Source organism: Pseudomonas abyssi (assembly GCF_003444685.1).
GTDB lineage: Bacteria > Pseudomonadota > Gammaproteobacteria > Pseudomonadales > Pseudomonadaceae > Halopseudomonas > Halopseudomonas abyssi.
Genome location: NZ_LMAZ01000007.1, coordinates 105,868 through 129,225, shown reverse-complemented (window position 1 = coordinate 129,225; position 23,358 = coordinate 105,868). Strand labels below are relative to the sequence as shown.

Here is a 23,358-nt window from a genome sequence, read left to right as displayed (position 1 = left end):
TAAGCGCTGAGACCCTATGGCCGACTACCTTACTCCAACCACCGTTTTCAAATGCTTGGCTGATGAAACTCGTATCCGGCTGATGTTGCTTATCACCCGAGAGGAAGAGCTGTGTGTTTGTGAGCTGACCTGTGCACTGAATGAAAGCCAGCCAAAGGTATCCCGTCACCTCGCGCAACTGCGTAATTGCGGCTTGCTTGAAGATCGCAGGCAAGGTCAGTGGGTTTACTACCGCCTGCATCCGCGTCTTCCGGATTGGGTGATTCTGCTTTTGAAGAACACTTTGGCCGCTAATCAACACTGGCTCAGCCCAGATGCTAAACGCCTCGATCTAATGGGTGACCGCCCGCAGCGTCTTGCCGTTTGCTGCTGAGCTTGGCTTCAAGCTGAGTATGCCGATAACCCTGAGTTCAGCGCATTGCGTTAATTGCCCCCGAGCTGTTTCTCAACCTCTTCGGTGCTCAGTACTTTGCCAACCGAGACCACCTTGTTATCAATCACTAGGGCCGGTGTCGACATAACACCGTGGGCGGCGATCTCAGCGAAGTCTGTGACCTTGATGATCTGCGCCTCACGGCCGAGATTGGCCAGGGCGGCCTGAGTGTTTTCGGTCAATGTGATGCACTTCTTACAGCCGGAACCAAGAATTTTGATGATCATGCTGTGCTCCAAAAGTTAGATAAACAGATAGGCAAAGGCGTTAAAAAGGTAACCGATCAGTACAATGCCGACCGTAACGATGCCGATGAACAAGGCCAGTAGCGGTGCCTTGACCACTTTCTTGAGCATGATCAGTGAGGGCAGCGACAGCGCGGTAACGGCCATCATAAAGGCCAGCGCCGTACCCAGGCCGATGCCCTTGCCGACCAGCGCTTCGGCTATCGGCAGGGTGCCAAAGATATCGGCATACATCGGCACGCCGACCAGGGTGGCCAGCGGCACCGACCACCAGTTGTCCTGCCCCAGCAGCGCTTCGATCCAATCAGCGGGAATCCAGTTATGGATTGCCGCCCCGATGCCAACGCCAATCAACACATAGAGCCAAACCCTGCGGAAAATATCGCTGACCTGTGCCCAGGCAAATTGCGCCCGGTCACGCCACGTCAGTTCTGCCTGGGGTATGTCTAGCACCGGGTTGTGCATGACAAAGGCTTCGACGTATCGCTCCATCTTCGCTCGGCCGATCAGGGTGCCGCCCAGCACCGCCAGCACCAAGCCGATCAGCACGTAGGCGATGGCAATCGACCAGTTGAAGATGCTCGCCAGCAGAATCACCGAGGCCAGGTCCACCAGCGGTGAGGAGATCAGAAAGGCAAATGTCACTCCCAGCGGCAGACCCGAGCTGGTAAACCCGATAAACAGCGGAATCGACGAGCAGGAACAAAACGGTGTGATAGTGCCCAGTAATGCACCGGTCAGTTTGGCCTTGAAGCCACTCATGCCGCCGAGAATCCGCCGCGTGCGTTCGGGTGGGAAATAGCTCTGCACCCAGGAAATGCTGAAGATCAGCACCGCCAGCAGGATAAAGATCTTGATTACGTCATAGATAAAGAAGTGCAGGCTGGCACCGCTTCGGCTGGTCATGTCCAGGCCAAAACCGTCCTCCAGCAGCACGCGCACCAGCCAGGCCAGCCAGTCCATGCGCAGCAGTTGGTCATTGAGCCATCTGAACAGTTCCATAGGGCTTCCTTATCCTTGCGCCGGGGCGCGCTCATACCAGCCCTTGCTGTTATTGACCATGCGTACCAGCCAGAGCATGACCGGCACCTCGATCAGCACACCGACCACCGTGGCCAGCGCCGCGCCGGAGTTGAAGCCGTACAGCGCGATAGCCACGGCTACGGCCAGTTCGAAGAAGTTCGACGCACCGATCATCGCCGCCGGGCCGGCAATATCGTGGCGTACCTTGAGTTGCCGGCACATCCAGTAACCGAGGGCGGCGATAAACAGCGTCTGCAGCAGAATCGGTACCGCCAGCATGGCGATGATTAGCGGCTGCGCGACTATGGTCTGGCCCTGGAAGGAGAACAGCAGCACCAGGGTGGCCAGCAGGGCGAGGATGGAGAACGGGCCGATGCGCGCGAGCACCGCTTGCAACGCCGCGTCACCCCGGCGCAGCAGACGCGCGCGGATAAATTGGGCGATGGCCAGGGGGATGACGATATACATCACCACCGACAGCAGCAGGGTGTCCCACGGCACTGGGATCGACGACACGCCCAGCAGCAGGGCGACGATGGGGGCGAAGGCGAACACCATCACCAAATCGTTGATCGCCACCTGGGTCAGGGTGAAGTTGGCGTTGCCCTTACACAGGTTGCTCCAGACAAACACCATCGCGGTACACGGCGCGGCACCGAGCAGAATCAGCCCGGCCACGTAGCTGTCGATCTGTTCGGCCGGCAGCCAGCCTTCGAACACATGGCGCAGAAACAGCCACGCCAGAAAGGCCATGGTAAACGGCTTGATCAGCCAGTTGATGCTCAGGGTTACGCCCAAGCCGGCGCGCTGCTGGTAGACCTCGCCGATGGCGCGAAAATCGATCTTCATCAGCATGGGGATGATCATCACCCAGATCAGCAATCCCACCGGGATATTGACCTGAGCGATTTCCAGCGCGCCCACCGCCTGCGCTGCCGTCGGCGCATAGAGGCCGAGCAGAGTGCCGCCAATGATGCAGAGAAAAACCCAGAGCGTCAGATAGCGCTCGAAAAAACCCAGAGGGGCACCTGCGGCTTGCTTACCGATGACTTCACACTGACTGGACATTGCTGGTTCCTTGTTGCTGAGTGCCGAGTTTAATGGCACTCGGGTGGTCTGCTATTGATCTGTATCGCCCTGCAGGGCTTCTGCGATTTCATTGACCGTACTGCGCGCGGTGCGGGTGACGCCGATCAGGGTCGCCGAAGCCGCCCCGGTCCACTCGCCATAACCGACCAGCCACAGCTTGGGTTGCTTGCTGGCGCGAGTGTCGTCGACCCTGACCTTGCCATCGGCTTCCAGCACGTCCAGGCCTTGCAGATGATCCAATGCTGGGCGAAAGCCGGTGCACCAGATCACCGCATCAACCGCCTCGCGGCGGCCATCGATCCACTCAACACCTTCTTCCGTGAAACGCTGGAACGGCCGTTCGGCCACCAGTACGCCGCGCTCGCGGGCTTCCCGCACCGGCTCGACCATCACGATATCGCCCAGGCCGCCCACCGGCTGGTCGATCACGCGACCTTCCTGTTGGGCCTTCCAGCGTTCGGTGGCGCGCTCGAACAGCACCCGGCCATCGACTTCATCGGGCAGAAAGGCCGGCGGCTCTGGGGTGATCCACAGGGTCTCGGCGACTTTTGATACCTCGGCGAGAATCTGCGCCCCGGAGTTGCCGCCGCCTACCACCAACACGCGCTTGCCGGTAAAGGCCTGCGGGTTGCGGTAATGCGCCGAGTGCAGCTGCTCGCCGGCGAACTCTGCGCTGCCGGGATAGGACGGGATAAACGGCTTGCTCCAGGTGCCGGTGGCGCTGACCAGGGCGCGGCAACGCCATTGCTGGCTGCCGGCCTGCACCACAAACAACTCGCCGTCATGCGTCACCGAATCGACATGTACCGGTCGCACAATCGGCAGCTGATAGCGCGCCTCGTACTGCGCAAGGTAGTCGATTACGGCATCGCGGTGCGGGTAGCCAGGCTCAGGGTTGGGCATCTGCCAGCCGGCAATCGAACTCCAGGTGGCGGGGGAGAACAGCCGCAACGAGTCCCAGCCATGCTGCCAAGCGCCGCCGGGTTGCGCCTGATCATCCAGCAGCAGAAACGACAGCTGGGTGCGCCGTAGAAAGTAGGCTGTGGCCAGCGCGGCCTGGCCGCCGCCGATAATCAGAACATCCACTGGCTCTTGCAGGGTCATGCAATCGCTCCTTGGTTGCTCGCTTGTGGCGAGAGTAGGGTCATCAAGATATTCGGTTTACAAGATATATGGTTTTTAATATATTCGCCAAACCGAATTTTAATGGCGCTGCTGCAATGACATCGAAAACCCGAGTGTTATTTCTCTGCGTGGCCAACTCGGCCCGTTCGCAAATGGCCGAAGCTTTGCTGCGCCATACCGACCCGGATGGCTACGAGGCGTTCAGCGCCGGTACTTTGCCTGATGAGGTTGACCGGCGAGCACGCATGGCGCTGGATCAGCTGGGGGTTGCAACCGATAGTCTGCGTAGCAAGTCATTAGATGAGTTTGCTGGTCAGCACTTCGACTACGTCATCACTTTGTGTGACAAGGCTGCTTTCGAGTGCAGCACCTTGCCGGGCGCCGGAGAGTACCTTGCCTGGAATTTTGCAGACCCAGCGATCAGCCAACAGGCCAACGCCTATAAACACACGCTTCACGAGATTCACGAACGCATCAAGATGTTTGTATTGGTGAAGAGCAAGCGCTGAGGCCCCGATGCTAGAACCCATAAGCCCCACCAGGGTCTTTAAATGCCTGGCCGATGAAACCCGCGTACGCATGACCCTACTTATAGCTGCCGAGGGCGAGTTGTGCGTATGCGAGCTGACCACTGCGCTGGAAGACAGCCAGCCGAAGATTTCTCGTCACCTGGCACAACTGCGCAGTTGCGGCCTGTTGGAGGATCAGCGTCGCGGTCAGTGGGTGTACTACCGCCTACACCCACAGCTGCCCGAGTGGGTGCAGCAGATGCTGAAGGTGGTTGTGCAGGCCAACCAGTCTTGGCTGGCGGTTAATAGCGAAAAGCTGCTGAGCATGCGCAATCGACCCGAGCGGCTAAGCCTCTGCGGTTAGCCTAAGCCTCACATCAAGGAATGCCATGAAAGTCTTGTTTCTCTGCACCGCAAATAGCTGTCGTAGCATCCTTTCCGAGGCGCTATTCAATCACTTGGCTCCAGCCGGCATGCGCGCTTACAGCGCCGGCAGCCAGCCCAAGGGCGAGGTTCATCCTCAGGCTTTGGAGGCCTTGCGCCGCGCAGGTATTTCCACTGAGGGGCTGAACAGCAAGGGCACCGAGGTACACGCCGAACTGGCGCCGGAGTTGGTTATTACCGTGTGCGACAAGGCCGCTGGTGATGCCTGTCCGGTGTTCTTCGGTCCCGCGCTCAAGGCACATTGGGGTTTGGCTGATCCATCCGAATTGGTCGGTACGCCCGCGCAGATCGACGCGGCTTTCGATGCAACCGTGGCGATTATTCAGGCGCGGCTTAATGCTTTTTTTGCGGCCCTGCCGACCACTCTTAACCGCGAGGCTCTGCGGGCCGAGTTGCGCCGTATCGCCAGCCTCTGATGCCAGGAATTGCTATGTACCCTGAACTGCCGAATATCGACCCTGAACTGCTCGATCCGCCCAGCCAGGAGCAACTGGCCAAGCCGGCCCCGCAACACAAACCGCGCATTCTGCTGCTGTACGGTTCCAACCGCGCGCGCTCCTACAGCCGCCTGTTGACCGAGGAGGCCGCGCGCCTGCTGCAGCAGTTCGGTGCCGAAACGCGCATCTTTAACCCCAGTGGCCTGCCGTTGCCGGACGATGCGCCCGAGGATCACCCCAAGGTGCAGGAACTGCGCGAGCTGGTGCTGTGGAGCGAAGGCATGGTCTGGTGCTCACCGGAGCGCCATGGTGCTATGACCGGGGTGTTCAAGTCGCAGATCGACTGGATTCCCCTGAGCATGGGCGCCGTGCGCCCTACCCAGGGCAAGACCCTGGCGCTGATGCAGGTCAGCGGCGGCTCGCAGTCTTTCAATGCGCTGAATCAGATGCGCGTGCTGGGCCGTTGGATGCGCATGTTCACCATCCCCAACCAGTCCTCGGTGGCCAAAGCCTTTCTCGAATTTGACGACGCCGGGCGGATGAAACCTTCGGCTTATTACGACCGCGTGGTCGACGTGATGGAGGAACTGGTCAAGTTCACCCTGTTGCTGCGCGGCCAAACGGACTACCTGGTGGACCGCTACTCCGAGCGCAAGGAATCCGCCGAGCAGCTGTCCAAACGGGTCAATCAGGCTTCCATTTAATTTTCAGGATCAATCAGCATGTCCCATCCCTTTGATGTTCTCAGCATTCCTAATCGTCCCGGCCGGTTGATCTTCACGCCTTGCCCTGGCACCAAGGACAGCAGCATCGACAGCGCTTTGAACACTCTGCAACAGGCTGGCGCCGATGCGGTACTGACCCTGATGCCCTACGCCGAACTGGCGCATAACGCCGCTAGCGATTTGCCCGCGCTGTGCGCCGCGCAAGGGTTGCTCTGGCTGCATCTACCCGTGGCCGATGAGCAGGTGCCACAGGCGGATTTCGACGCAGCCTGGCCGGCGGCCATGGCGCAAATTGCTGAGCTGCTGGCGGCTGACAAGGCCATCGCCATCCACTGCAAAGGCGGTTCCGGGCGTACCGGGCTGATTGCTGCGCGCATCCTGATCGAGCTGGATATCGCCCGCAGCGAAGCCATTAGCCTGGTGCAGGCGCTGCGGCCGAAAGCCATTCAGCATCCGGCCCATGCGGGCTGGATCGCCCAGTTCGGCAACTGAGATGAGCATGCTCAATACCCTGGGCCTGTTTGCCCTGACGGCGCTGGCCGAGATCATCGGCTGCTACCTGCCGTACCTGTGGCTTCAGGGCAAGAGCATCTGGTTGCTGGTGCCTGCCGCCGCCGCGCTGGCGCTGTTCGCCTGGCTACTGACCTTGCACCCGACCGCCGCCGGCCGGGTGTATGCCGCTTACGGCGGGGTGTATGTGGCGATGGCAATTATCTGGCTGTGGCTGGTGGACGGGATTCGCCCGACCCATTGGGACCTGCTGGGCGCCGGCGTGGCCCTGCTCGGTATGGCGATCATCATGTTTGCGCCGCGTAGCGCCTAATCACTTTGTAGAAGGAATTCGTTTATGGCTATCAAGGTAGGTATCAACGGTTTTGGTCGTATCGGTCGTCTGGCGCTGCGCGCCGCCTGGGGCTGGCCTGAATTTGAGTTTGTGCAGATCAACGACCCGGCCGGTGACGCCGCAACCCACGCCCATCTGATCAATTTCGATTCGGTGCATGGCCGCTGGAATAGCGAGGCGAGCAGTGAGGGCGAGTGCATCCTGATCGACGGCAAACGCATTCAGGTCAAGGCCAACAAGACCATTGCCGATACTGACTGGAGCGGCTGCGATCTGGTGATTGAGGCCAGCGGCAAGATGAAAACCGTTGCGGTGCTGCAGGCGTACCTGGATCAAGGCGTGAAACGCGTGGTGGTCTGCGCACCGGTAAAAGAGCAGGGCGCGCTGAATATCGTGATGGGCGTTAACCAGCAGCTATTCGACCCGGCGCAGCACCGCATTGTTACGGCGGCGTCCTGCACCACCAACTGTCTGGCCCCAGTGGTCAAGGTGATTCACGAGAACCTCGGTATCCGCCACGGCTCGATCACCACCATCCACGACCTGACCAACACCCAGAGCATTCTCGACACCCCGCACAAGGACCTGCGCCGCGCCCGCGCCAGCGGCATGAGTCTGATCCCCACCAGCACCGGTTCCGCCACGGCAATTGCCGAGATCTTCCCCGAGCTGCGCGGCAAGCTCAACGGCCACGCCGTGCGCGTGCCCCTGGCCAACGCCTCGCTGACCGATTGCGTATTCGAAGTCGAGCGTGCGACCACGGTGGAGGAGGTCAATCAACTGCTGAAAGCTGCTGCCGCTGGCCCGCTCAAGGGCATCCTCGGTTACGAGGAACGTCCGCTGGTATCCATCGACTACCGCACCGATCCGCGCTCTTCGATTATCGACGCGCTGTCGACCATGGTGGTCAACGGCACCCAGGTGAAGCTCTACGCCTGGTACGACAACGAGTGGGGCTACGCGAATCGCGCGGTTGAGCTGGCGCGGATGGTCGGCGCCGCCGACTGAGAATCGCCCTGCGTATGTGGGAGGGGCTTTAGCCGCGACTTGCCTCCAATTTGTCGCGGCTAAAGCCCCTCTCACCTAGTTGCACACCCTCCAGCCAAGCTTCCGAGCAGGATCGTTATGCACGCCTTATCCCGCCTAGCCCCCGAAGTGCGCCAATACCTATTGGTAACCGGCAACTACTGGGCCTTTACCCTCACCGACGGCGCGTTGCGCATGTTGGTGGTGCTGCATTTTCATAGCCTCGGTTACACGCCGCTGCAGATTGCCGCGCTGTTTCTGTTCTATGAGATTTTCGGCGTCATAACCAATCTGGTCGGCGGTTATCTGGGCGCGCGGCTGGGGCTTAATCGCACCATGAATATCGGCCTGGGTCTGCAGGTGGCGGCCTTGCTGATGCTCACCGTGCCGGCGGCCTGGCTGACGATTCCCTGGGTGATGGGAGCTCAGGCGCTGTCCGGTATCGCCAAAGACCTGAACAAGATGAGTGCGAAAAGCTCGATCAAATTGCTGGTGCCTGACAGCCAGCAGGGCACGCTATACAAGTGGGTGGCGATCCTTACCGGCTCGAAGAATGCGCTCAAGGGCGTGGGTTTCTTTATGGGTGGCGCGTTGCTGGCGCTGCTCGGTTTCGCTGGGGCGGTGCTGGCCATGGCGGCGGTGTTGGCGCTGATCTGGCTGGCCAGCCTGGTGCTGCTGAAAAAGGATCTGGGCAAGGCCAAGGCCAAGCCAAAGTTTCGCGACATTCTGTCCAAAAGCCGGGCAATCAATATTCTCTCTGCCGCCCGCTTGTTCTTATTCGGCGCCCGCGATGTGTGGTTTGTCGTCGCGCTGCCGGTGTATCTGTCCAGCGTGTTTGGCTGGGATTTCTGGATGGTCGGCGGCTTTCTCGCTGCCTGGGTGATCGGCTACGGCATTGTGCAGTCCTTCGCCCCGGCCATCACCGGCAAGGCCAGCGGCCAGTTGCCGGATGGTCGTGCGGCATTCGCTTGGGCGGCCGTGCTGGCTGGGTTGCCCGCCGCAATTGCCCTGGGTCTGAACAGTGATTTGCCGGCGCAGTGGGTCTTGCTCGGCGGGTTGATGGTGTTTGGCGCGCTGTTTGCGGTGAACTCCTCGCTGCACAGCTACCTGATTGTCAGTTACGCCAAGGAAGACGGCGTGTCGCTGGATGTCGGCTTCTATTACATGTCCAACGCCCTCGGCCGGCTGATCGGCACGCTGCTGTCGGGCTGGGTGTATCAGGCCTATGGCTTGGAAGCTTGCCTGTGGGTGTCCTCGACTTTTGTCTTGTTGGCGGCGTTGATCTCCATTGGGCTGCCTCGGCATACCAGTAACTGATCTGCCTTATTCCATTTGGCCAGCACAGCGACCTCATTTGATATGAATCGCCACTGGTCTTGTAGGCGCTCGATGACCGCTATTGGCCGTCTCCAGCCGTATATACACCAAACGCCTCTGGTCATCCACCGCGTCGCAACTCCCTGACACCCCGGCCCAGCTTGCGGCGCAACAGGGCCCGCAGGCTCACCCCATCCGAGTACCCGACCTGTGCGGCGACTTGGTCGACGCTCGCGTTTCCGGTGCGCAAGAGATGGACGGCATGCTCCACGCGCAGGTCCTGGAAATACGACAACGGTGTCTTGCCCAAAACGCTTTGCAGCCGCCGCGCCAAGGTGCGCTCGCTTGTGCCCGCGGCGCTGGCCGCCTCGGCCAGCGAGAACCCCTTCGCGAGCTGACTTCTGGCCCAGCACTCGAAGCGCTCCACCACCGGGTCGGCATGCGCAAGGTGGTCGGGAATAACGAACTCGGCTTGCGAACTGCGTGTCTCGACCAGCAGATAGCGTGCCACCAGGGCCGCCAGCGCCGGACTGCGCTCCCGGATGATGCGCAAGGCCAGGTCGACGTGGGCCAAAGCGGCACCCGCGGTAGTGAAGCGTGTCGAGTTCACGATCATGCGTGATTCGTCCAGCGTGACGTTCGGATAGCGCTGCCGAAACATCGGCCCCAACCACCATGACGTCGTCGCACGATGCCCATCAAGCAGGCCGCTTTCTGCAAGCAAGAAGCTACCGGAGCAGGCGGCACCTAGGTGCGCGCCAGCGGTGGACCACTGCTGTAGCATGGCGACCGCATCGGGCACATCGGGGCGTGCGAGGCGAGCCGAGAGCGTGTCAGGCATCTTGTCGCCAAACGCGGGCACGAGCACGACGTCTGGTGCCGGCACACCACGCGCTGTGACCACGGGGACCGTCAAGCCTTGCGCAGTTCGGATGCGACGCCGCACGCCCACCAGCGTGAGCTCTATGTGCGCGGGAGCCTGTGGCAGCGAGCCCGCCATCGCATTGGCCAAGTCCACTGTGTCAGTGAGCGCCGCAAGCCCCAGATCAAACACGCCATCACAAACAAGGATATGGAGTTTCATGGCAACAATGATATCAATGTTGTCATTATTGTCTATAGAGATGGCTGGCATGACGACTTAGACTGCGGGCTCGTTGATCCATTCACCTAACCCATTTACCCAAAGGATTACAGTATGACCAAGCTCGCCCTGTTTGTTCGCCTCGAAGCCAAACCCGGCCAGGAGGCTGCGCTTGCCGACTTCCTGGCCAGCGCACTGCCGCTCGCCAACGCCGAGTCCGGCACCACGGCCTGGTTCGCATTGAAGTTTGGCCCGTCGACGTTCGGTGTGTTCGATGCCTTTGCCGATGAGGCAGGTCGCCAAGCACATCTGAACGGCCAGATCGCTGCGGCCTTGATGGCCAACGCCGCGACCTTGCTCAGTTCTCCGCCCAATATCGAGAAGGTCGAACTGCTTGCAGCCAAACTGCCTGCATGACAACCCGGCCTTGACCCAATCAGGTCACGCTGCAGGATGGGGGTCACACGGCCCTACGCAGCGATCCCCCTCGATTGCACTTGCCCTGGGAACTACCTTCCACAGCGATTGGGGGGGCATTATTGCAGCCAGAACTTCCAAGCTGCGTCAGCAAGCAGGGGCAACATCAGGGCGAGCTGAGATGTTCCGATTCGTCGGGTAGTTATCGAGAAGTACCGACTGTTTGCAACGTGTCGGTACCGAGAACCGTCTGGGCGAGCCAGATTTCCGGCCCATTGGAAGTCTGCAGTCCGCAAGCGCGGATCGATCGAGCGATTTGTTGAAAATCAACGGCCTGGCATCAGGCTGTGCGGGCTGGTGAGGGTTCCTGCGGGTGTAGTTGCCCCCGCTAAACTGGACACCACCTCATTCGTTTGATGCCAGTTCCGCCCTGTACTCCCAGGGCGATTTCATTTTCAGCCCCTTGTGCGGGTGACTGCGGTTATAGTCTTCGACCCATTCCGGCAAGCTGGCCATCACCGTGGCGGCATCAGGGAGATCGTTCAAGTACACATAGTCGCGCTTAAACGTCTTCACGAAGCCCTCAGCCATGCCGTTGCTCTGAGGGCTTCTCACCGGTGTGGTACACACGACAAAGCCCAGAGAGGACGCGAAGGCTCGCGTTTCTTTGGCAGTGTAGCAACTGCCATTGTCCGTCAGCCATTCCAGCGGATGAGGCACTCGCTCTGACTGGCCGAGCCGGTATTCTAAGCTTTCCAGCAGCAGGCCTTGAACCATCTCACCGGTGATGCCACCAGTAGTCGCCACATAGCGCATCAGCTCACAATCACAGCAGTCCAGGCTGAAGGCTACGCGGACAACCTCCTTGTTCCAGCAGCGGATCTCAAGGCCATCTGAGCACCAACGAAGGTCCGGCTTCAACGTAATGACCTGGCCATTGCGGAGACAACGCAGCCTGTGAGGGGTTCTTCGGCATGCTGAAACGCGAGCGAGTACACCATCGGCGTTACCGAACGCGGGACGAGGCAAGAGCTGATCTGTTTGAATACATCGAGCGGTTCCATAACCCCAGGATGCGACGTAGAGTTGCTGCTCAGGATCGGAAGCTCACAGCCGTTTTATAACCGTCCGTGGAAACGGGGTAGAACCCCAGGTAGTCGTCATCCCATTTGGTTTCGAACTCGCCAAGGCGCAGCTCAGCCTCGTCCGCCGTGCTGGACTGGTAAATCCGCTTCAGGTCAGCCGCTACCTCGGCGCGCCGTTTCCAAGAGACGTAGTTCAGGCTGTGCCTGACCATATGCACGATGCACAGTTGCACGCTGGTGTGCGGGAAGACAGCCTCGATGGACTCGGGGAAGCCCTTCAGGCCATCCACGCAGGCGATGAAGATGTCCTGCACGCCACGGTTGCGCAACTCGGTCACCACCTGCAACCAGAACTTGGCACCCTCGCTCTGGGCGATCCATAGCCCGAGGATTTCCTTCTCCCCGGCCAGGTTGATGCCCAGCGCCAGGTAAACCGCCTTCACCCGCACGGCACCCTCACGCACCTTGGTGTGGATGCAGTCGAGGTAGACGATGGGATAGACCGCGTCGAGCGGCCGTGACTGCCAGGCCTTCACCTCATCGGTTACGGCATCGGTCACCGAGGAGATCAGACTGGGCGATACCTCGGCGCCATACATCTCCTGTAGGTGTGCCTGAATCTCGCGCACGGTCATGCCCCGTGCGTACAGCGAAAGAATCTTGTCGTCGAACCCCACCCAGCGGGTCTGGTGCTTCTCGACGATCTGCGGTTCGAAGGTGCCATGCCGATCACGCGGTATCTCAATGGGCAGCTCGCCGAACTGGCCCTTGAGCTTCTTGCGGCTAAAGCCGTTGCGGGTATTGCCAGACGAGTTACCGACCGGCTGATGCTTGTCGTGCCCCAGATGGTGAGTCAACTCGGCATCCAGCGCACGCTCAACCAGCTTTTTGGTCAGCTGCTTGAGGATGCCTTCGGCACCAATCAGGTCTTCAGGTTTTTGATAGTTGGCCAAGAGCTGATCCAGCAGCTCGTCGGTGATGGGATGTAGTTTCTTGCTCATCGTGTCTCCGGTTCGGAGCGACAGTGTCGCTCATTAGCCGGTTACACAAAAATTCGTACACCCCCGATCGAGCACCACCGCCAAATACAACCAGCCTTCATAGGTGGGGATGTAGGTGATGTCCGTGACCCAGACCTCGTTTGGTCACCTGCCTGATTGCTTCGATTTTGCACTCTTCGGGATAACGCGGATTGCTCATAGCACCTCCTAGTGGGCCGTATTACGAGGTCAGGAGGTGGCTACGACAGTAGGGGCCACTCACTGAACGGATTCTGTAAAAATCTGATCGCAAGCCTCTCCCAAGCTTCACACCCTTAGCGATGGTTCTGCGGGTTCGATCAGGGTGTGAAAAACGTTGGTCAAGGCCCACTTGCACTTTGTCGTATTTTCTGTAAGAGCCACGCTAGTCCTTGATCTGTATCAAACCTGTTGTGCCAATATGCATGGAGCTCTGGAGCGGGAAAGTCGAGCGGCGGCGTGTGGCAGCTCAGATTGAAAGTTTGAGCGAATACATGCGCGATCTGTGCGGGGAGATTGCAGATGTATCCGGTTTGTTCTGCGATCACGGGCATGGCCATGAAGTTTTGCACTAGCACGCCGCTACGCCGTGCCAACCCCTGGGCACGCAAAGCATCATCAATGACATTTTCTCCTCGTTGGTGCATTTCAATCATGACGTGGGGGCGCTCAAGATAAAGGTTCAAAGGGAGACGCTCCTGAGTTAGACCTTCCTTCTGCCAGATCAGAGTCAACAAGGGCACGGATATTATAGGTGTTTGACGAAGGGATGCGGATGTTGGTCCTGGTGCGCCTATTATCAAGTCAATTTCGCCATTTTCCAGCAGTGACGAGATGTCGTTTCGCTGTGGGTACGGTAGTACCTCAACGATGACATTCGGTGCCTCGTGCGCAATCTGCGCAACTAGGCGGGGTAGGATCAAAAATTCAATGATGTCTCCGGCGGCGATACGAAACTTTCTCTGCTCGTACTGGGGCGCAAATGGGGCCGCTCCTTTGAGCGCGCCATCCAGCTGTGCCAGAGCCTCACGTACAGGACCGATCAGCTCAATCGCGCGAGGTGTAGGTAGAAGACCTCCTCGACCGTTAACAAACAGCTCGTCCGAAAGTCTGTCTCTTAGCCGACGCAATGCGTGGCTCACTGCTGACTGGCTTAATGCCAAGCGCTCGCTTGCCCTAGTCACGTTTTGGGTTTCCCACAGAGTGACGAATACCACCAGCAAATTTAGATCCAAATTTCTAGTATTAATATTATTCATATCTGGTTTTCTATGAATTCATTTCCATCATTATGTGGCATTTGATGTAGTAGCTCCACTACAGCAATGCGAGAGCTACGATGATGAAAAACAAGAAACCTCTGCAAATGGGTTGGTTCTGCCCGACCATAGGTGACACCACTGCATTTGGCGACCCAAGCCAGAGTATCCCGCAATCACTTGATCACTTTGAGAAGGTGACCCTGGCTGCTGAGCAGGCTGGGTTTGAGTACATGCTGATACCGGTAAGTGCCGTTTGCTGGGATGCTTGGGTCACAGCCAGCTACTTGGCGGCCCGTAGCAAAAAAATAAAAATGCTGGTGGCTTTGAAGCCAGGTCATGTTCATCCCGTCACGCAAGCCAAGATGATCAGCACCTTCGATCAACTGACCAATGGGCGCATTTGCATCAATTTGATTGCGGGGGTCAGCGAGAAAGATTCTTACGCCGAAGGGCAACTGGTGGCTAAGGAAGATCGCTACGACCAGTTGCTTGAGGAGGTTGAGCTGATGAAGCGCCTCTGGACAGAGGAGGGCGTAGAACACCAAGGCCGGTATTTCCATACCCATGGGCCTAAGATAATCCCCAAAACGGTGCAGAAGCCGCATCCGGATTTCTATCTCGGCGGTGGTTCAGAGCAAGCCGCCGAAATTTCCGCTAAGCACTCCAAGGTCCATCTTTTTTGGGGGGATTACCCTGCACGGATCAAGGAGCAGATCGACGAAATGCGCGAACGTGCAGCCAAGTATGGGCGTGCTGATGAAATCGAGTTTGCAATGCGTTTGCAGATCATTTGCCGTGAGTCCGAAGAGGAAGCGTGGGCGGCCGCTGATTCGTTAATAGCTGGCGCGGAAAACTCGGATTTGGCTGCCACGGTCAAATTGGCGGGTGAGAGCAGTTCAGTCGCTAGCCAGCGAGTTGCGGAACTTTCAAAGACTGTAGGCCGAAAGATGACACCTCACCTGTGGACCGGCATCACTGAGGTTCGACCAGGCGCTGGCGTAGCTGTGGTCGGTAATCCTCAGCAAGTAGCCGATCAGTTGATGGAGTTCGTGGAGGCCGGTTGCAGTGGCTTCTGCCTGTCTGGTTATCCGCACCATGAAGAGGCAGAGCGGTTTGGCCGCCTCGTCATGCCACTGCTGCGCACTAATTGATTGTCAATTGACGACTTTGGGCAACTGAAAGCCGCTGTCAGGTGACTGGCAGCGAGGAGGGTTTTTGTGAGCATATCGAGTCTCGATACGAAACAGTTCCGTCAAGCGCTTGGCTCCTTCACTACTGGCGTCACGATTGTTACCACTTGCGGCCCTGACGGCAACGACTACGGCCTCACGGCCAACAGCTTCAACTCAGTATCGATGGATCCACCCATGGTGCTTTGGAGTATTAACAAGGAGTCTTCCTCTGCGCCAGCATTTATGGGAAGCGATCATTTTGCGGTACATATACTGGCAACCGATCAAGAGTCGCTCTCTAATCGGTTTGCCAAGAGTGGAGCAGATAAGTTCGAGTCTCTGGCGCTTGAACGAGGATTCGGCGACGTTCCTCTGCTCGCGGGATGTTCGGCGCGTTTTCAATGTAAGACAAGCTATCAGTACGAAGGCGGCGATCACATCATTTTAGTTGGTGAGGTTATGGCCTTCGACCGATATGACAGCGCGCCTCTGGTGTTTCATGGTGGCGGTTACCGCAGCTTGCAACCGTCTCCTTCTGGGCCTTCTGACGCTATTTACGGTGACAACTGGCTTGGCTTCCTATTGGGGAGAGCGTACTACCAATTGCAATTGCCAATTCGCCGGCAGTTGATAGACATGGGCATGCGCGAAAGTGATTTTGAGCTACTCGCAATACTCAGTTTTAGTGAGGGTAGAAGCCCTGCAGAGCTGAACGCATTGTTCAAGTTTGTTGGTAAGACACTTAGTGACGAGCACCTGAGCTTGTGGGTTGATAAAGGACTGCTGGCTGTCGACAACGAGCGCGTGCAGTTCACTGCCGAAGGTCGCCATCTTGCAATTCAGTGGTTGTCCTTCGCGAAAGCCGCCGAGATGAGCGCTCTAGAGCCACTCAGCTATGACGAATCTCAGCAACTCAAGCTTCTGCTTGGCCGTGTTATTCACAGTACCGGAGCAGATCTACCTGCACACTGGCGCAAAGAGAATATTTGGCAGGAAAACAACATCTGGAAGCAGCAAGGTTAGTTAAGCCACATCAGTTATAGAGCAGTACTGCGCGCCATGCACCGCGGCGTGCAGCCTACAAAAACAAAATTTTGAGGTGCGAGGTCGATGCCTAACTCGACAGTTCTCCAGTCCACAGCCCTTGAAGAGCAGATGTTAACTAGCTCAAGACGGGCCAACTACGCTCTGATGGTACTGTTGCTTGCATACGTTTTTTCAATCATGGATCGGCAAATTCTTACTTTGCTGGTTGGCCCTATCCAGCAAGCACTAGGCGTCAACGACGCATGGATGGGCATGTTGCATGGATTCACTTTTGCTGCCTTTTACTCCTTGGTGGGGTTACCGATTGCGCGTTTGATTGACCGCGGAAATCGCCGTCTGATTATGGCGATAGGTATTGGGCTCTGGTGCATGGCCACTGCAGCGGGCGGGTTGGCAACAGACTTTTGGCACCTGATGGTGTCACGAATCGGCGTTGCAGCTGGAGAGGCTGTGCTACTACCTGGAGCAGTGTCTCTGATCAGTGACCTATTCGCCCCTAGTAAGCGCGACCGGGCCCTAGGGGTGTTTGGCGCCGGTGGGCCTGTCGGTGCTGGCATTGGTTTATTTGCCACGGGTTTGGTGTTGGGCTTTTTTACCGCACACCCCCTGACTCTACCTTATTTGGGAACTTTGGCACCCTGGCAAGCGACTCTGATGTCGATAGGACTGCCCGGGCTGTTACTTCTCTTGCTGATGATGGGTGTACCTGAGCCGCGAGAGCGCCGCAAAAAAGTGTCTGCTCCGTTTCAGAATTCCGGCAAGGGGGTGCCGCTGACAGAGGTTGCGGCTTACTTAAAGTTGAATCGGCGCACAATAGGCTCTGTTGTGCTTGCTAGCGGCTGTTACTACGCCGCTGTGTATGGCAGTAGTGCGTGGGTACCTAGCTATTTGGTTCGTCAGTTTGGCTGGACCTATGCCGAAGCTGGGACGGTAATGGGGCTGATGATGTGCATTTGTGCGCCCCTGGGGGTGTTGGGGGCTAGCTGGTACGGTGGGTTCTTGCGTCAACGCGGTAAGCCAGATGGCAATCTGCGCGTAGCCTTCATAGCCAGCCTGGCGTTGCCGCTACTTGCCTCCTTTGTCTTACTTGCGCCATCGTCCACTGCCGCGCTGCCCTTTTTAGCGCTAACCGCCGGTATCTGGACGTGTCTGTTCGGTGTCGGCCCAGCGATGATGGTGGAAATCACTCCTGCCCCAATGCGTGGCCAAGCAATTGCTTTGTTCACTGGGGTGCTAAACCTTCTCGGCGCTGGGATCGGCCCAGTGATGGTCGGGGTCATTACGGACTATTTGTTTGGCGACCCGCTGGCTATCCGCTACTCCATACTGATCGTGACCTTGGGCGCCTGCTCTTTGGCTGCCCTGTTATACCGCAGCGGCTTTAGCGGTTATCAGCGCACCGTTCAGCAGGCAAATACCTGGTCGCCCATTTCAGCTCACAACACCCGCGCTACTCTCGCTGCCGACTGAGGAGTTTATGACGAGCACCAAAGGAAGTTGCCTCTGCGGCGCTATTACTTACGCAAGCGAAAGCACATCAATGAGCACCGCCATTTGTCATTGCCGAGATTGCCAGAGGCAGTCTGGCGGTGCCTTCTCGGTGAATGTGCTGGTGCCCTCGGAGGGCTTTGCTGTGGCGGGAAAGGGGCTGAGCCACTATTCCAAAACTGGCAGCAGCGGCCTGCCAGCAAAACGCCATTTTTGTTCTAACTGTGGCTCCGCACTGTATTCAGAGATTGCTTTCATGCCGGGTGTAGTACTGCTCAAAGCTGGAAGCTTAATGGACACCTGCTCCGTCCAGCCGTCCATGCATCTTTGGTGCGGTTCAGCCATGACATGGGTTGAAATTGATCGGAGTTTGCCCTGTTTTGAATTTGAGGCCTGCGACTGAACGCATGACGTTGCGTCCCCAATGGTGCCTCTACCGAGACTGGTTTGGATATGGCTAATATGAACAAAAGCGGGGGCTGTCTACCCGATACTACGATACGTGAGCGGTTGCTTGTACGTATCACTCAGATAATGCCTGGGCTGATGATCAGCGTTGCCATTGCTATGGCGTCAGCGTTTATTGCTGACCACTACGGCGGCCCCACTCTATTGTATGCACTGCTATTCGGGATGACTTTTCACTTTCTTTTAGATGATGGCCGCTGCCTACCAGGTATCGAGTTTGCGTCTCGCACGCTTCTGCGTATAGGCGTGGCCTTGCTCGGCGTGCGGATCACTGTAGAGCAGATCGGCTCTTTAGGGCTGCAAACAGTGCTTGCGGCGGTCGTCGCGGTCACGGCGACTATTTGTGTTGGATGGTGTTGCGCGAAGCTGCTTGGGCAGCGCTCGGACCTTGGGGTTTTGACGGGGGGCGCGGTTGCTATTTGCGGAGCATCGGCAGCACTTGCAATCTCTGCGGTGCTCCCTAAACACGAACATAGTGAGCGCGATACGCTATTAACCGTTGTTGGCGTTACGAGCTTGTCGACCGTTGCGATGATCAGCTATCCCATTTTGTGCAAGCTGCTTGGATTTGACCCAGAGCAAACGGGTGTATTTTTAGGTGGAACTATCCACGATGTGGCGCAAGTAGTTGGTGCGGGGTATATGATTTCGCCTGCTTCCGGTGATATCGCGACGGTGGTGAAGTTGCTGCGCGTAGCGTTGCTGGTGCCGGCTGTTATCGTTATCGCGTGGCTGTTTCGACGCCATCATTTGGTCGGCGAGTTCGATAACAAGCAGCGTCGTATGCCCTTGTTACCAGGGTTTCTTGTGGTTTTTTTGCTTCTGGTTGCGGCCAACAGCACTGGAGTGTTGCCTGAGCTGTTAACCGGTACCTTGGGGGACTTATCACGTAGTTTCCTGGTAGTGGCCATAGCTGCGTTGGGCGTGAAGACCTCGCTGAAAACTCTTTCTATGGTTGGTTGGCGCCCAGTTCTCATGCTTGCTATCGAAACCATTTTTCTTGCGCTGCTCGTACTTGGACTCATGAGCCTTGCTTAATAAACGCTGATCGGGGCTCTTTGTTCTCTCGTCCGCGATGAGATTGTTTTTTTGTACAAAGCTATTGCGTACCTTGTATGTGGTGACTGCATCGTAAGCGTACGGGGAATACACCTTGCGTCGATCAGCTCGGAATCCACTGATGGGGCAGCAGTTGCTCGGTAATCCCCCCATTTTTAGTGCTCACCAGAAGTAGAGGTCAGGCCACGAGAGCCAACTTCTGTTTGGGGGTGATGCCACCCAGGGCCATGTTTGGCCGTTCGTGATTGTATATCCATACCCAGCGCGTTGCATGCTCCTGCACCTCGGCGATGGACTCGAACAAGTAATGCCCCAGCCAGTCATAACGCACCGTGCGGTTGTAGCGCTCGACGTAGGCGTTCTGCTGTGGATTACCGGGCTGGATACGCTCCAGTCGAATGCCGTGCTTTTCCGCCCATAGCACGAGCTTGCTGCTGATGTATTCCGGGCCATTGTCGCTGCGGATAACTTGCGGCTTGCCACACCACTCGATCACTTGATCCAGTGCGCGCACCACCCGCTCTGCCGGCAATGACAGGTCGATATTCATGGTCAGGGCCTCGCGGTTGAAGTCGTCGATCAGGTTGAACAGGCGGAAGCTGCGACCGTCGGCCAACTGATCGTGCATGAAGTCCATCGACCAGCAGTGATTGATTGCCTCCGGCACAGGCAGTGGCTCGGGCTTCTCTCGCACGATGCGCTTGCGCGGCTTGATCCGCAGGTTCAACTCAAGCTCCCGATATATCCGATACACCCGTTTGTGATTCCAGCGATAACCTTTCACGTTACGCAGATACAGGAAGCACAGGCCGAAACCCCAGTTGCGTTGGTTATGTGTGAGTCGGATTAGGTGATCGGCGATCTCGGCATTTTCTTCCGACAACCGTGGCTGGTAGCGATAGCAGGTCGTGCTGATGCCAAACGACACACACGCCAGTTTGATGCTGACCTTGCCTGAGGCAGCCGCGTGTTGCGCCATCTCTCGTCGCCGAGATGGCTTCACCACTTTTTTGCCATCGCCTCCTGGATGATCTCGGCCTTCAGGCGCTCCTCGGCATACATCTTCTTCAGACGACGATTCTCCTCCTCCAGCTCGCGCAGTCGAGCCATTAACGAGACGTCCATGCCACCGAACTTGGCGCGCCATTTGTAGAAGGTCGCCGAACTGATGCCATGCTCGCGGCACAGTTCAGGCACGGGGCTGCCGACTTCAGCCTGCTTGAGGATGGCGATGATTTGACTGTCCGAAAAACGCGATGTCTTCACGCAAAATTTCCTTGATCCGATTAGGAGAAAATTCTACTTCTGACGAGGGCTGATTTCAGGTTCTTCACGGATTACCGGGAAAGTTATTCTTGATCTTCATGAAAAAGAATTCGCTGTCCCGGTAGCCGTAAGCCATCCGCTTGATCACCTTGATCCGGTTGTTGATACCTTCCAGCTGACCCGTGTGCATCGGCCAGCGCACCCTACTCAGGATGCCGCGCCAGTATCCTTTCAGGCGTTTAGCGAACTGCTTCAGCGCCGGTATAGCACTTTCATCAGCTAGGCGTAGCCACTGCTTCCATGCTGATCGCCAGCCCCAGGCGGTGGCGGGCGACCACAGTGCTTTGAGCTCTGCCTTCATCAGATAAACCGTCATCAGCGATTGGTTCGCCGCCAGCAGATCCTGCAGATGTACCCGCTGATCTTCTCGCTTGAGATTTTCTGGATTACGCAGCAGCAGCCACCGTGCTTGTTTGATCACCCTGCGTGCGGGTTTGTCATGGCGCAGGCGATTGGCCTCATCAACCCGTACCCGATCAATAACCTCTCGCCCATACTTTGCGATCACATGAAACAGATCATAAACAACGCGTGCTTGAGGGCAGTGTTGGCGTACCTCCAGGTCAAATGCGGTGTTCATGTCCATTGCCACTGCTTCGATCTGTGCGCAACCCTCCGCCCCCAGCGCTTCAAAAAAGGGTCTGACAGCAGCTCGGCTACGCCCTTCGCCAATCCACAGCACCCGGCGGGTATCGGCATCCAGCACCACGCTGGCGTAGCGATGCCCTTTGAACAGAGCGAACTCATCCATCACCAAGCGTCTGGGCTGCGCCTTCGGTAGCTTCTCCAGTGCGTCTTGTAGCGCCCGTCGCTCCAGCAAGCGCACACTGTCCCAATGCAAACCAAACAGCTCGGCGACGTGCAGAGTGGGCAGTCTTTGACAGGCCTGGATCACAGCATCGGCCAAGCGCCTGGTCATTCGCGAATAGCGGTCAAGCCAGCTGACTGACTCCATTCTCTTGCCGCATGTGCTGCACCCGACGCGCCGCAGCTCCACATTCAACCGCACTGAGCGGCCAAGGATGGGCAGGTCACGGATTGAGCGCTGGCAGTATTCGTGGATGGTGGTGCTGGGCTGATGGCAGCCGCTGCAGATGGGCAATCGGGTGGACTGCGGAATCAGATCGATCAGCAGGTCATCGCCGTCAGGCCGGATCGCAGTGACAGAAAAGCCCTCCCAAAAGGGCAGAAACGTATTAATATCGTGCACAAGAACGCCGGTTTGTGGATGTGTTTGTTCGCACTAACATCATCCCTCAAACCGGCGTTCTTGTTTCTGTCTTTCCCGGGATTCCGTGAAGAACCTGATTTCAGGGGGGATTACCCCGCGATCGAGCATGAATGCGCCGCCGTGAAAGCGCGGTGTCCACGGTGATCCCCAGAATTTTACCCCGTCGATTTCTATCCCTCTGTCCTGAAGGTAGTAGGTGCTTGGGAGCAGCTTTGGGATCAGGTCAGGGTACTTTTCGATCGCGTCGTCGTGATTGCCAGCAACCAAGATCTTGTGGCGATGGGGTTGTGCTTCAAACCATTCAGCAAAGGCTTCAAGGGATTTCACGCTGCCGGAGCCGAGGCAGTCGCCGGCGTGAATAAGAACATCACCGTCTGGCAGTGGCGGAAGAGACTGATGGAGCCCGTGCGTGTCTGAGATACACACGCAGGCGAGGGCGCATTGTCCTGATGTACTTGTCATCGCGCCAAGCTCCCCCGCAAAGGTTAGGCATCAACGTAGATTGATGGTGGTCCGATGCGCGTTGCTCAATCGAGCCTTCGTGCTGCTTTGGTGCGCAACGGCCTACTGCTCAAGGGCTGCCAGCTCTGCTTCGAAGCGGCTGACAAAGTCCAGCAGGCTGATGTTCAGTACGTCGCAAATATCCCTCAGTTGGATCAGGTCAAGTCGGCGCGAGCCACGCTCCATATCGCTCACGAAGGATTGTGGGCGGTTTAGAGCCCTAGCGAATTCACCCTGAGTCATTCCTGACTCCGTCCGGTATTGCCTGAGCAGGCGCAGCAGTACCAGATTTTCGTTCCTGTAAATCGAGCTACCCATGAGTTGCACCTGGATCCTTGACAGGCGGTCACTCTATATCTATCTTTCAGTTTTATGAATAACTGGTATTCAGATATTCAGATTAAAATATAACGAATAGGAGGCGTCAATGCCTGAGCATGAAGAGGTGGGTTTCAGAGAGCTGGTTGAAGAGATCGTCGAGTGGCAGGTGAGGCTTATTCAGCCGGAACGCAGTGCCAGGGAGGCGTGCGCGATATCGGTAATCGCCGAGGTATTCGAGCTGAACCCTATTGATCCCCGTGACAAGACTGTGAAGCGACTGTACTCGGCGAGTGAGTTGTTGGACCAAGTGACGGATGTGCTTGAAGACCCGGATTTGGACGAGGCGCTGTATCTGAACCATTTGCTCAGCGCGTTGAAAGATCACCGTGAACGCTGCACAGATCCGGGATACGAGGGATTTGGAGCCTGGTGTGACAGGCTTGTTGCCGAGGCTGATTTGCCACATCGGGAGCTGGGAAGCGATGGCGTTTTGGAGATGAAGCGTCTGCTGCGTAGCGAACTGCGAAGAAGAAAAAGCCCAGTCATAAAAATAAGCCCAGTCGTGAAGTAGTGCTGACAGCTCTTGAGTCGGCTGGGCTCAGAGTAAGCGGTGCTGGCTTGCCTTCTTTCTAGGTTCGTCAGCGCTGTGCACAATGAGTTT

26 protein-coding genes and 4 pseudogenes are annotated in these 23,358 nt (G+C 57.4%); 17 read left to right on the top strand and 13 right to left on the bottom strand.

All coding sequences use genetic code 11. From position 1 onward, the window contains the following. Window positions 1–16: 16 nt before the first annotated feature. A complete protein-coding gene (locus tag ASB58_RS17075; protein ID WP_088276322.1) occupies window positions 17–373 on the top strand; it encodes a metalloregulator ArsR/SmtB family transcription factor in 357 nt (118 codons plus the stop codon). 50 nt (window positions 374–423) lie between these two features. Here ASB58_RS17075 and ASB58_RS17070 read toward each other — a convergent pair whose 3' ends face one another. From ASB58_RS17070 to ASB58_RS17055, 4 genes are read right to left on the bottom strand one after another with little or no spacing between them, the layout of a single operon-like run. Further along, entirely contained in the window at window positions 424–660 is a 237-nt protein-coding gene (locus ASB58_RS17070) for a thioredoxin family protein (protein ID WP_088276323.1), read from the bottom strand. A gap of 15 nt (window positions 661–675) precedes the next feature. Next, the gene (locus tag ASB58_RS17065) at window positions 676–1,680 is read right to left on the bottom strand and encodes a permease (RefSeq protein ID WP_088276324.1); all 1,005 of its coding nucleotides are present in this window, start codon (window positions 1,678–1,680) and stop codon (window positions 676–678) included. A gap of 9 nt (window positions 1,681–1,689) precedes the next feature. Beyond that, window positions 1,690–2,769, bottom strand: a complete 1,080-nt coding sequence (gene arsB / locus ASB58_RS17060) for an ACR3 family arsenite efflux transporter (RefSeq protein ID WP_088276325.1) — start codon at window positions 2,767–2,769, stop codon at window positions 1,690–1,692. Window positions 2,770–2,820: 51 nt separating this feature from the next. Beyond that, the gene (locus tag ASB58_RS17055) at window positions 2,821–3,894 is read right to left on the bottom strand and encodes an ArsO family NAD(P)H-dependent flavin-containing monooxygenase (RefSeq protein WP_088276327.1); all 1,074 of its coding nucleotides are present in this window, start codon (window positions 3,892–3,894) and stop codon (window positions 2,821–2,823) included. A gap of 116 nt (window positions 3,895–4,010) precedes the next feature. Here ASB58_RS17055 and ASB58_RS17050 point away from each other — a divergent pair, with 116 nt between their 5' ends. The 8 genes from ASB58_RS17050 to arsJ all read left to right on the top strand — a co-directional run bounded on the left by ASB58_RS17050 (window position 4,011) and on the right by arsJ (window position 9,217). Then, window positions 4,011–4,424 (top strand): arsenate reductase ArsC, encoded by a 414-nt coding sequence (locus tag ASB58_RS17050; protein ID WP_088276328.1) that lies wholly within the window; start codon window positions 4,011–4,013, stop codon window positions 4,422–4,424. Window positions 4,425–4,431: 7 nt separating this feature from the next. Continuing rightward, window positions 4,432–4,788, top strand: a complete 357-nt coding sequence (locus ASB58_RS17045; RefSeq protein ID WP_088276329.1) for a metalloregulator ArsR/SmtB family transcription factor — start codon at window positions 4,432–4,434, stop codon at window positions 4,786–4,788. A gap of 25 nt (window positions 4,789–4,813) precedes the next feature. Next, entirely contained in the window at window positions 4,814–5,284 is a 471-nt protein-coding gene (locus ASB58_RS17040; RefSeq protein WP_036991824.1) for an arsenate reductase ArsC, read from the top strand. A 14-nt stretch (window positions 5,285–5,298) separates the two neighbouring features. After that, window positions 5,299–6,009, top strand: coding sequence for an arsenical resistance protein ArsH (gene arsH / locus ASB58_RS17035; protein WP_088276330.1), 711 nt, complete (start codon window positions 5,299–5,301; stop codon window positions 6,007–6,009). A gap of 18 nt (window positions 6,010–6,027) precedes the next feature. Then, window positions 6,028–6,522 carry a phosphatase domain-containing putative toxin gene (locus ASB58_RS17030; RefSeq protein ID WP_088276331.1) on the top strand — a complete coding sequence of 165 codons (495 nt, stop codon included), beginning with the start codon at window positions 6,028–6,030 and terminating at the stop codon, window positions 6,520–6,522. Between the two features lies 1 nt (window position 6,523). Next, a complete protein-coding gene (locus ASB58_RS17025; protein ID WP_088276332.1) occupies window positions 6,524–6,853 on the top strand; it encodes a YnfA family protein in 330 nt (109 codons plus the stop codon). A gap of 24 nt (window positions 6,854–6,877) precedes the next feature. After that, the gene (locus tag ASB58_RS17020) at window positions 6,878–7,882 is read left to right on the top strand and encodes an ArsJ-associated glyceraldehyde-3-phosphate dehydrogenase (RefSeq protein ID WP_088276333.1); all 1,005 of its coding nucleotides are present in this window, start codon (window positions 6,878–6,880) and stop codon (window positions 7,880–7,882) included. 117 nt (window positions 7,883–7,999) lie between these two features. Continuing rightward, a complete protein-coding gene (gene arsJ, locus ASB58_RS17015; protein WP_036991819.1) occupies window positions 8,000–9,217 on the top strand; it encodes an organoarsenical effux MFS transporter ArsJ in 1,218 nt (405 codons plus the stop codon). A 121-nt stretch (window positions 9,218–9,338) separates the two neighbouring features. Here arsJ and ASB58_RS20470 read toward each other — a convergent pair whose 3' ends face one another. Then, window positions 9,339–9,644 carry a helix-turn-helix domain-containing protein gene (locus ASB58_RS20470; RefSeq protein ID WP_407920687.1) on the bottom strand — a complete coding sequence of 102 codons (306 nt, stop codon included), beginning with the start codon at window positions 9,642–9,644 and terminating at the stop codon, window positions 9,339–9,341. 123 nt (window positions 9,645–9,767) lie between these two features. Then, window positions 9,768–10,301, bottom strand: a pseudogene (locus tag ASB58_RS20465) (DJ-1/PfpI family protein); the annotation flags it as partial. 114 nt (window positions 10,302–10,415) lie between these two features. Here ASB58_RS20465 and ASB58_RS17005 point away from each other — a divergent pair. Further along, on the top strand, window positions 10,416–10,718 hold the full coding sequence (locus ASB58_RS17005) for a putative quinol monooxygenase (protein ID WP_007182542.1): 303 nt from the start codon (window positions 10,416–10,418) through the stop codon (window positions 10,716–10,718). Between the two features lie 405 nt (window positions 10,719–11,123). Here ASB58_RS17005 and ASB58_RS17000 read toward each other — a convergent pair. Continuing rightward, window positions 11,124–11,660, bottom strand: a pseudogene (locus tag ASB58_RS17000) (DDE-type integrase/transposase/recombinase); the annotation flags it as partial. Here ASB58_RS17000 and ASB58_RS16995 point away from each other — a divergent pair. Next, window positions 11,651–11,842, top strand: a pseudogene (locus tag ASB58_RS16995) (IS3 family transposase); the annotation flags it as partial. The pseudogenes ASB58_RS17000 and ASB58_RS16995 overlap by 10 nt on opposite strands. Before the next feature lie 26 nt (window positions 11,843–11,868). On the opposite strand, the pseudogene ASB58_RS16990 reads toward ASB58_RS16995, so the two are convergent. Then, a pseudogene (locus ASB58_RS16990) lies at window positions 11,869–12,804 on the bottom strand (IS256 family transposase); the annotation flags it as partial. Window positions 12,805–13,163: 359 nt separating this feature from the next. Continuing rightward, window positions 13,164–14,081, bottom strand: coding sequence for a LysR family transcriptional regulator (locus ASB58_RS16985; RefSeq protein ID WP_088276336.1), 918 nt, complete (start codon window positions 14,079–14,081; stop codon window positions 13,164–13,166). 83 nt (window positions 14,082–14,164) lie between these two features. Between ASB58_RS16985 and ASB58_RS16980 the strand changes: the two genes are divergently transcribed. From ASB58_RS16980 to ASB58_RS16960, 5 genes are all read left to right on the top strand, one after another. Then, window positions 14,165–15,235 carry an LLM class flavin-dependent oxidoreductase gene (locus ASB58_RS16980; RefSeq protein ID WP_088276448.1) on the top strand — a complete coding sequence of 357 codons (1,071 nt, stop codon included), beginning with the start codon at window positions 14,165–14,167 and terminating at the stop codon, window positions 15,233–15,235. Between the two features lie 66 nt (window positions 15,236–15,301). Then, on the top strand, window positions 15,302–16,279 hold the full coding sequence (locus ASB58_RS20315) for a flavin reductase family protein (RefSeq protein WP_235005784.1): 978 nt from the start codon (window positions 15,302–15,304) through the stop codon (window positions 16,277–16,279). An 87-nt stretch (window positions 16,280–16,366) separates the two neighbouring features. Then, window positions 16,367–17,773 (top strand): MFS transporter, encoded by a 1,407-nt coding sequence (locus ASB58_RS16970; protein WP_088276337.1) that lies wholly within the window; start codon window positions 16,367–16,369, stop codon window positions 17,771–17,773. 7 nt (window positions 17,774–17,780) lie between these two features. Next, on the top strand, window positions 17,781–18,194 hold the full coding sequence (locus tag ASB58_RS16965; protein ID WP_088276338.1) for a GFA family protein: 414 nt from the start codon (window positions 17,781–17,783) through the stop codon (window positions 18,192–18,194). A 143-nt stretch (window positions 18,195–18,337) separates the two neighbouring features. Then, window positions 18,338–19,297 (top strand): YeiH family protein, encoded by a 960-nt coding sequence (locus tag ASB58_RS16960; protein WP_235005785.1) that lies wholly within the window; start codon window positions 18,338–18,340, stop codon window positions 19,295–19,297. Between the two features lie 199 nt (window positions 19,298–19,496). On the opposite strand, the gene ASB58_RS16955 is transcribed toward ASB58_RS16960, so the two are convergent. The 4 genes from ASB58_RS16955 to ASB58_RS16940 form a co-directional block, all read right to left on the bottom strand. After that, window positions 19,497–20,584, bottom strand: a protein-coding gene (locus tag ASB58_RS16955) for an IS3 family transposase (protein ID WP_088276339.1) whose coding sequence is annotated in 2 segments (ribosomal slippage) — window positions 19,497–20,332 and window positions 20,332–20,584 — 1,089 coding nt in all. Because the reading frame shifts where the segments join, the coding sequence is not laid out codon by codon here. 64 nt (window positions 20,585–20,648) lie between these two features. Further along, on the bottom strand, window positions 20,649–21,854 hold the full coding sequence (locus tag ASB58_RS16950; protein WP_118131721.1) for an ISL3 family transposase: 1,206 nt from the start codon (window positions 21,852–21,854) through the stop codon (window positions 20,649–20,651). 39 nt (window positions 21,855–21,893) lie between these two features. Beyond that, complete coding sequence (locus ASB58_RS16945; protein ID WP_118131720.1) at window positions 21,894–22,337, bottom strand: metallophosphoesterase; 444 nt, start codon at window positions 22,335–22,337, stop codon at window positions 21,894–21,896. A gap of 102 nt (window positions 22,338–22,439) precedes the next feature. Beyond that, the gene (locus ASB58_RS16940; RefSeq protein ID WP_088276342.1) at window positions 22,440–22,694 is read right to left on the bottom strand and encodes a helix-turn-helix domain-containing protein; all 255 of its coding nucleotides are present in this window, start codon (window positions 22,692–22,694) and stop codon (window positions 22,440–22,442) included. 109 nt (window positions 22,695–22,803) lie between these two features. Between ASB58_RS16940 and ASB58_RS16935 the strand changes: the two genes are divergently transcribed. Further along, a complete protein-coding gene (locus tag ASB58_RS16935) occupies window positions 22,804–23,268 on the top strand; it encodes a hypothetical protein (RefSeq protein WP_088276343.1) in 465 nt (154 codons plus the stop codon). Window positions 23,269–23,358 lie beyond the last annotated feature (90 nt).